6 protein-coding genes are annotated in these 8,982 nt (G+C 36.8%); 4 read left to right on the top strand and 2 right to left on the bottom strand.

Going from position 1 to position 8,982, the window contains the following annotated elements; genetic code table 11:
- The first annotated feature begins 620 nt into the window (after positions 1–620).
- From larA to U9O96_03365, 4 genes are all read left to right on the top strand, one after another.
- A complete protein-coding gene (gene larA, locus U9O96_03350; GenBank protein MEA2054142.1) occupies positions 621–1,874 on the top strand; it encodes a nickel-dependent lactate racemase in 1,254 nt (417 codons plus the stop codon).
- Between the two features lie 301 nt (positions 1,875–2,175).
- Entirely contained in the window at positions 2,176–3,801 is a 1,626-nt protein-coding gene (locus tag U9O96_03355; protein ID MEA2054143.1) for a hypothetical protein, read from the top strand.
- Positions 3,780–6,116 carry a phospholipase D-like domain-containing protein gene (locus tag U9O96_03360; GenBank protein ID MEA2054144.1) on the top strand — a complete coding sequence of 779 codons (2,337 nt, stop codon included), beginning with the start codon at positions 3,780–3,782 and terminating at the stop codon, positions 6,114–6,116. The genes U9O96_03355 and U9O96_03360 overlap by 22 nt, the downstream gene beginning before the upstream one ends.
- 321 nt (positions 6,117–6,437) lie before the next feature.
- Entirely contained in the window at positions 6,438–6,983 is a 546-nt protein-coding gene (locus U9O96_03365; GenBank protein ID MEA2054145.1) for a hypothetical protein, read from the top strand.
- A gap of 392 nt (positions 6,984–7,375) precedes the next feature.
- Here the strand turns inward: U9O96_03365 and U9O96_03370 are convergent, their stop codons facing one another.
- Both U9O96_03370 and U9O96_03375 read right to left on the bottom strand, forming a co-directional pair.
- Positions 7,376–7,834 carry a helix-turn-helix domain-containing protein gene (locus U9O96_03370; protein ID MEA2054146.1) on the bottom strand — a complete coding sequence of 153 codons (459 nt, stop codon included), beginning with the start codon at positions 7,832–7,834 and terminating at the stop codon, positions 7,376–7,378.
- Between the two features lie 241 nt (positions 7,835–8,075).
- Positions 8,076–8,894 carry a DUF3160 domain-containing protein gene (locus U9O96_03375; protein MEA2054147.1) on the bottom strand — a complete coding sequence of 273 codons (819 nt, stop codon included), beginning with the start codon at positions 8,892–8,894 and terminating at the stop codon, positions 8,076–8,078.
- Positions 8,895–8,982: the final 88 nt, after the last annotated feature.

Consider the following 8,982-nt stretch of genomic DNA (forward strand, 5'->3'; position numbering starts at 1 on the left):
ATCTTTCTCATTTGCATCATCTCAATAACTTAATATATATTTATATATATAAAGTTATCGGTAAACCGATGTATTATAGGCCGCTACGAAAAAATGATGAATACGGTGGGGGTTTTTCAAAGCATTCGTATTTTCCAAAACAAAAAAGCTTTAGGAGGGATAATGTATTACACATGCGCAAGGTCCAATACAAAAACGGTTGAGAGAATATTAAATTCGGATATAATGCCAAAACAGAAGGATATACGAAGTATTGCATATATGAACGAGGTAGGTGGCATATTATTCCGCTGGTGAGGAGATTTGAGGTGATAACATGAAAAAAATAAAAGATGAATGCTTCGAACCTAACTTCCGTATTTTTAAGCACATAAATTTAGCTTTTCCAAAATCCCCTTCTGTTTCTTTGTAATTTCTGTAAGAATCGTATGTGCTTATATTGTAAACACATATCATTACATGTGGATTGCTATCGCCAGCATGAAAAAATGAAGAAGTTCTAAGGAGAAAAACAGGCATTTAGAAGAATCGGACAGCAATTATCGATCATAACATGTGCTTAAAATGTGGGAAGTCAGGATACCAACAAATTTCATATACATGCTCAATAATAACCGCTCATGAGAATTAAGTTGCCATATGGGGATAATTTTCTGGAAGCTAACGTTCCGGATGAAAACTTAATCGATATTATTTATCCAAATGAGGTCAAGCCGGAGATGGATTCGCCTGATTACATAAAAAGGGCGCTTGGCAATCCGATGGGCAGCCATCAACTGAAGGAAATTGCCAGAAAAGGAATGAAAGTTGCAATAGCCGTTGATGACAACACGAGGCCATGCCCGACCTGGAAAATGATGCCCCATGTTTTGAATGAGTTATATGAAAGCGGCATAAAAAGAGACGACATTACCGTTATATTTGCGACGGGCACTCACCGTGAGGTAAAACACGAGGAAGCAAAAAGATTGCTGGGCGAAAGATATGCAGAGAAGTTGCATTATGTGAGCAACAACTGTAAGGGTGACGATTTCACCTCTGTCGGAAGGACGTCAAGAGGAACGGATATAAAGGTAAAGAATGCCTTTCTTGAGGCTGATTTGCGAATTTTGCTCGGTGATGTCGAAATACACTATTTTGCCGGCTACGGCGGCGGGCGGAAGAGCGTGCTTCCGGGCGTGAGCCATTATTCGACGATACAGCACAATTACACACAGAATTTTTTCCATCCGATGTCAAGACCCGGCATGCTTGACGGAAACCCGATGTATGAAAATATGACTGAAGGTGCTCGTCTCGCATTGCCCCATTTTTGCCTTAACATTGTTCAGAATGCTGACCATGAGATAGTTGGCGCGTTTGCAGGAGACTTTGATATGGTGCTTAGGAAAGGAGCTGCTCTGGTCGATAAAATGTATAAGGTTAGGGTTAAAGAGAAAGCGGATATTGTTGTCACAGCTGCGGATGGTGCCCCCCATGACATAAATTTATACCAGGCATATAAGGCAATACATCTTGCATTGAATGTGGTTAAAGAAAACGGAATTATAATACTTGCCGCCCGATGCCCCAACGGTCACGGCTCCGAGCCGTATTACGAATGGATGAAGAAATATAAAACAGGAGAGGAAATGCAACGTGAATTGAGCAGGGAGTTTGTTCCGGGAGGGCATAAGGCGTATTATCATGTGAAAGCCATGGATAAAGCAAACTTTTTCATTATATCTGATATGGACAAAAACATGCTTGAGAAAGTATTCAGAATGAATGTTTTTGAAAGTGTCGACAATGCTATAAAAGAGGCTTTACAGCTGAAAGGCCAGGATGCCAGAATTCTGGTTATTCCGAAAGGCACGACAACACTCCCGATGTAATCATATGATTTTCAGCCGGAAGCCAGTTGTAATAAGGAGGGAAGAAAATGAAAAAATCGGGAAAACAAAAGCCCGTTAGATTTAATAATGAAGAAATCGTTTATTGAAAATGGGGTTGAAAGAAATGAAAATTAGCAGTCAGCTAAAGGGAGGTACATACGAAGTAAGTTTCAGATATAATACCAATTTAGGTGGATATACGACATTGATGTCGGATATACCGAAGTTAGACGAAATTATCAAGTGTTGGGTTTGATAAAGAAATAACATATAAATAATATGATTTATGTGGTGGATATAAATGATATCGATCAATGAAAACACACAAGTATTTTGGACTCAAAAAGTGACGCTCAATCGTATAATTGACCCTCTTGCTCTATCGGGTTTCAAATTCGTAGAAGATGAATTTCTGAAAGGTATCATTACTCAGACTGAAAGACTTAGATATTACACCTTTCTAACATGGGCATGGAATAAAATTAAAAATAAAAATCTTCAACCTTCAACCATCCTTAACATGGAGAAGGTATTTACTCTTGCCTGTGCCCATCATCATCTTGGAAAGAGCGATTATCCTAGGGGAATTAGAAACAGGCAAGACGGAGAAACTTTTTTAGAGGAAAATAATTTCATTGATATTACCCAGCTAACCCATTTTGGACGAAACAATAAACAGGGTTACGGTAACTATTATTACGCCGGATCACTTGCTGCACTTCATATATTTTGGAGAGATGATGAAAGCATAAAGTTCTCTGATGTTGGGGAAAAGATTGCACAAGTGTATGACAAATTTGCTCAACCCCACGAAAACATATTTATTGAAGGAAAATTCGAAAAGGCAAAACTATCTCAATTAATCAATCACTGCGCTTGCCAGGTTAGAGAAAGTGAAGAAGAAATAAATCTCTGGAGGAAAATCTTTTTTGGATTTACTAAGCAAGAGGGGTTTGGTAATAATATCGTTTTTGATGGGGATAGATACAATAGATTTATGAAAGGGAAAGAGGACGTACAAAAGGATGTTAATAAGAATAATAGATTGAGGCGATTGACTCTTTTTATAATAATGAAAATAATTAATGAAGCACAGCCAGATAGAAGAGAATTGCTACAATCTATTAGGGATGGTTTTTATTTCGGAGAAGTCAAAAGAAATAAAGAAATTCGAAAGATAGATTACTCAGGTGTAAGGAGGATAAAAAATCAGTTAGAAGTTTATGTTCACAATCTTTATTTCATGGATATTCTTGAATATATTTTTGCCTACATTTTAGAAGTTCTACAAACTAAACCCCAAGGTGCAACTCTTGACGAAGTTTTAGACTCTTTAGATTTTGAAGAGATTGAAAAAAATATTGATGAATTATTCTCAGATTTCAAAATTGAAGAGATAAAACCCAAAAAAATCATGGCAAAAATAAATAATTTCAACACGTCATTGGAGGAGCCGATCAATGAAAGAAATATTTTTTATGATTTTAGAGAGGCAAATGATAAAAACAGGGTTTTTGCTGATATATTCATATTATTCCTCCTGCTGAAAAGAAGATATAGAGATTTCAATGACGAACAGAAAAGTCTTATCGAAAACGTAAATCTTGAGGCAGGTCCTAAAACCCTTTACAAACAAACCGACGGAAAATCTATCAAAGAAATTTTGAGAATGATATTTTCTACTGTAATAAACTGCCATCGATATGCTGCAGCCAGAAAACTTCTTTATGACAATACTAGAGCTTGGCTTTTCACAGTAGAAGAAAATAAACTATTTTTTTATGATCGACTTTATGATTTTGGTTCTTATGCAGAATCTAAGTGGACTAATGTTGTTGATTTGCTATATGATATGAGATTGATAGATTACGATGAAAAATATACCTTAAGCGAGGATGGTAAATTATGGCTATCGAAGGTGGGCTAAACCTATTAGATGAAATTCGGAAAGTGAAAGACTCAGAATTAATCGTATTTCTTACCTTCACATTTGATCCATTGTTCTTTGATAACTCGATTTATAAAATATTGAAAAAGAAGAATCCAGATGCTACTATTATTGTATTCGTAGATTACAAAATATATTCAGATATCCTTGAAGAGTGTACTGATATCACCGGCAAAGATTACATTCTTTTACCTATCAAATCAGGTGCCTTTTTCCATCCTAAGATATTTCTGTTTTATTCAGAAAAAAAACCGGTAGCCTATGTTGGAAGTCATAATCTAACTTTATCTGGAATAGCTTACAATCTAGAAACAACAGTAAAGATTGAAGAAAAACCACTCTGCCAAATGATATTAAGCCAAATACAGGATCTTTTAGAAGAAGTCATTAAGGATGAGGATAATTTCCTCTTACAGAAGATTAGGTCGTTTACCGAGGGAGCAGAAATTGAAGAGGCTGGTGACATAAAAATTCTCAACAATTTGAAAAAATCGCTGCTAGATCAGATGATCAACGAGATAAATGACATGAAGTTTGAGCAATTTACAGTAATAGCGCCCTATTTTTCCAAAACCAAAGAATTAATTGAAAAAATAACGAATCAAATTGATATCAATAAAGTATCAATAACCATAGACCGTGACCATCACAATCTGAATCCTGCAGAACTTAGCGACATGAAAAACATATCTTTCAACGAAATAAAATTTCGGGAAAAAAGAAGGTTACATTCTAAAATTATGGTTTTTCAAGGAGAAAAAAATTGTTTGATGATAGGCAGCCCCAACTTTACAAAATCAGCGTTATCATCAGAGTATTCAAATGGGAACTTTGAGAGCTGTGTTCTAATAAAAAATGTAAGAGATGTGGATAAATTATTTTCAGATTGCATCCTATCCGAACTCAGTCCTAAAGACATTAAGCCAACCATCTCAAGTTTTCTTGGCGGAGAAAGAACTATTGGAACAGAAAGCACAATTACTTTTGCCTATTTAGATAGGATAACAAACCAGATTCATATTAACAGTGACGCCAAAAAAGAGTGCACGGTCTTTGGGAAAACATTCGACGGAAATGAAAAAGAATTGAGAATAAACTCCCGCAGTTACGGAGTAATTAAAATAAGTGCTGAGGAAGAAAGCTTGCCTAAAGAAATATGGTTTGTAGATAAAGGTAAGAGAATTTCCAATAAGTGTAGGGTGTTTTATGCATTATCAAAGCTAGATACACTTCCACAATATCGGAATAAGCCCGATAAAATAAACAAACTAATTTGGAAAATGGACAATCTCCCTGATATATTAAGTATTTTGTATTCTTTGTTTGGCCAAGAGGAAAAGAAAAGTATAAGAGAAGGGGAAAAAGGAATAAGAGAATATGTTCCTTCTCCTGCAAGACTGCCCTCTACACATCATGGGGAAGACATATTTTCTCTATTGGAAAAATTCATTCGAACTGGATCCAGAAGGAAAGTGATAGAGGTCGGTATCCCAAAGGATATTGAAACTAAAGAAGATTTAGATGAAGAAGAAAGCGAGGGTGGGGAAGAAACATACCAAATAGACTATGAGAAAAAAGTAGACCAAATACTCAAGAAAATTAATGATGGTTTTTCTGAAGTAATACTTCCTGAAGATAGCTCGGTTTCAAGATATGTACAATATATTTTGATTTGTCTCAAGCTAACCTATTTTTTCGAGGTGAACTTCACAATTAATAAAGATAGGCACTTAATCCAAATACTCCAAAGTTTTAACGAATTAATGAATAACTATGAATTAGAAAACTTCACTCAGGAAGAAGTAACCCAACTCTTATCTTTTGAAATGTTTGTGTTATCAGAAATTAGTGATTCGACCTTAAGAGGATACAGTTACCAGGATATACCCTATAGCCAATTTGGTGAAACAATTCTTAGTTTGTCCTTTGATATTTTAGAAGATCCTGATAAAATTTCTATCTTTAATGATTTTCTCAAAGAATTTGGATTAAAGAATATAAGGATGAATGATCTTCAACAGAAATATTTTCCTAGTTTGATAGCACATACTTGTGCCAAATTAAGTAAGGATGGAAGAGAAAATTATCTAAAGAATTTGATAGAAAGATTAAAGGAAGAAGATAAAGACAAAAAGACGTTGGCTATCTTCCTTCTCCTTTCAGAAATTGCCAAGATATCTGAAAGATCATCAAAAAAAGTTATTCTAGATGAGGTATCCAAAATTGAAGAGGATAAACAAAGCAGGTTCAAAAAAGGTTGTATAACTGACCTGAAAGATATCTGCAATAGATAAAAACCATACGATAATAAGAAGGTTATAATATAATTTATATATTCACTCCTATGTTTTGGTTCACTAGCACTAAAAATATTTCCTAGCGTCTACCAAAATTTATTCCATATTATCTTAATCCGATTAACCCAACACTCGATAACTCAGCGCTCCTTTCAGTCGCTTGCCTCGTTGCACTCTCACTCCGCTATCGCTCCGTTCGGGTCGCCTAACAAGCGGATATGCGGTTCACTTCGTTGCACTCGTTCACCCAAATTTTCCTTCGGGAAACTTCACATATCCGCCAGCCGTTATATGAAATCTCTATTCAGAGGAATAAACATGGCTAAGCAAACACGTTCTCCCAAACAATTAGGAGACTTTGGGGAGGGACTTGTAACATATACACTAAACCGAAAAGGATATGAAGTAGCATACGTAGACCATGTGGGGGCTGATTTAATAGCTGAAAAGAATAGAAGAAGGTATGCGATTTCAGTTAAATTCAGATTATTCCGTGAAGATTCAAATGAAAGCCGAATGGTCAGTATTTCCTACAATGATATTGAAAAGTTGGAGACATTTTCCCGTCAATTTGATATGATACCTCTATTTGCCCAAGTTGTTTCAATTGCTGATGAAAGAACAATTCATCTTTTCATCATATCGGTTGAGAATATAAAAAGAGTATTGCCAAAAAGAGTGCATGGGTATATAGTCTTTGACCGAAAGAATTTCATTCCAATGAGATTTTCAATGGTTTCAGGAATTTCCGTATCCATGCTTTTGCAAAACTCAATGATGAGGAAAATTTGTAGAATAAGCGTTCTACGGCTTCTCGTACCTCTTCTTTACACATCAAAAACATACTGGAGAGTTCTTTTTTGATGCTTTTCCAAACGTACTCAATCGGATTAAGATCTGGAGAATACGGTGGGAGAAAGACAAGGATGATATCGAGCAGTTGTGCGGTTCTTCTCACCAGCCGGCTCCAATGCGCTTTGGCATTATTCCAGATGAGAACAATGGTCTTCTCAGGGTTCTTTCCTCGGATTTCATACAGAAAATCAGCGATATCTTCCTTCTTATGGGATTCTTTTGCACTGTAGACGCTCTGTCCATTCAAGGTATAGAACCCAAGTGATTTCACTTGTTCACTTTTACTTGTGTTTTTCTTTATCCGTGTTTTCCCAAAAGACCATACCCGTGATGTGTTTACATTGGTGTACTGACAGGAACCATCACCAAACCCTATTATGGTGTTGTCCAGAGACGTGCTCTCAAGTTTTTTTTAAAATATCCTCAGCATCTTCTGGTCGTCGATAATCATTCACGTAAGGCTTCTGATAAGTCATCCCTAGTTTCCTCAAGATCCTTGGGATGTGCCTTGGGGTAAATACGATGTCAAACTCATTCTTTATCAGCTCTCGTACTTCCTTAGAGGCCCAATAATCCCTCATTTGTAGGAGTTCTTTGAGTTTCTTCATATCCTCTTCATCAAGTATGGTATTTCTCCCCGGTATTGGTTTTGTTTTCAGACCGTTATATCCACTTTGTTTATACTGTTTCTTCCAGTTGTACAAGGTTCGTTCAGTTACTCCCAGAATCTCTGCAACTTCACCAGGTTTATAGTTTTTCTTCAGGAGTAATATCCCTCTTAGTCTATCCCTCACGTTTGGATTCTTCTCCTGTTTTAACAACCTTTCAATAAATTGTATTTCTTCTGCATCCCGTCCCATGAAATGATGGTATGCTGAAAATGTTTAAGTCATTTACTATAGTTTGAGATTTGGACCAAAGCCAATTCACGAATTGGTTAATAATGATAGAGTTGATTACTCTGTTTGGGAGAACGAAACTATAGGAAACAGAGACTTTGTATAATACGGTGTATGCGGTTCGCTTCGCTCACCCAAATTCCCCTTCGGGGAACTTCGTACACGTCGAAATTGGTATACGCACAAACCGGCAATCGACCTTTTACTCTGAAGCCATGAATGACGTCATCCATTGAGGTCTGTCAGGTTCTTTTGTCTCAAGCATGTTCTTCCATTCCTCGTCTGTAAGCCGCTCGCTCATTGGCTGCTTGAATTCATAATAACTGAATACAGGACCGGCCCCAAGGATAATGTTTCCATCTGGCAGTTTATATGCTACCAGGATGAGATCGACATGGCCAACTCCTTCTTCCAGGCATCTGTTAGTATTTGTATCGATATGCACATCTGCAATAATTGTGGTTTCCTTTCCCTCTCCAACTCCTAATACAATACTGTCCAGACTTTCTCCAAAATTATCAATGAAGGCATAGTCCCCATCGCTTAACTCTTTACCCTCAAGTTCCTTCTTGGAAATATCGATAAGCCTGTTAAGCGAATGCTGGAGATTTTCAAGCCTGCTTTTTTCAGATTGATTTAAAACATTCAGGTGAGACAAACCTTCATACGTCATATTGGTCAATGCCCTCAATCTGACATAAAACTCCGGTAAGGGCTCAACATAGCCGTGAGGAGGGATAGGAGGTACGCTCGTAAACTTTGGGGTGTAACTTTGTTTTGCATACAGTATCGTATCATGCCTGAGTTCCGTCCATGAAGCAAGGGCTGTCTGCAGTTCTTTATCAAGCCATGCCTTGGTTTGCATAAAGCTTGGATAACCCTCCTGGAAATCTTTCAGCAACGCTTTCAGTGTGTAAAGCCATCCCCAGTACAGGTTCCTGTTCCATTCAGTGACATCGAAGTTTTCGAATTCTCCCTTAAGACGGAAGTTCCAGAAAAAAATTTGATGTGGAAAGCTCAAAAAACTCCAGAATTAAGGAGGCGGTCGCTATTTTTTTCTCTTAAGATTCAATTTTTTTCTAGTGGCTACTTTTATGCCACGATGTGGC

Source organism: Candidatus Thermoplasmatota archaeon (assembly GCA_034660695.1).
Taxonomy (GTDB): Archaea; Thermoplasmatota; E2; order UBA202; family DSCA01; genus JAYEJS01.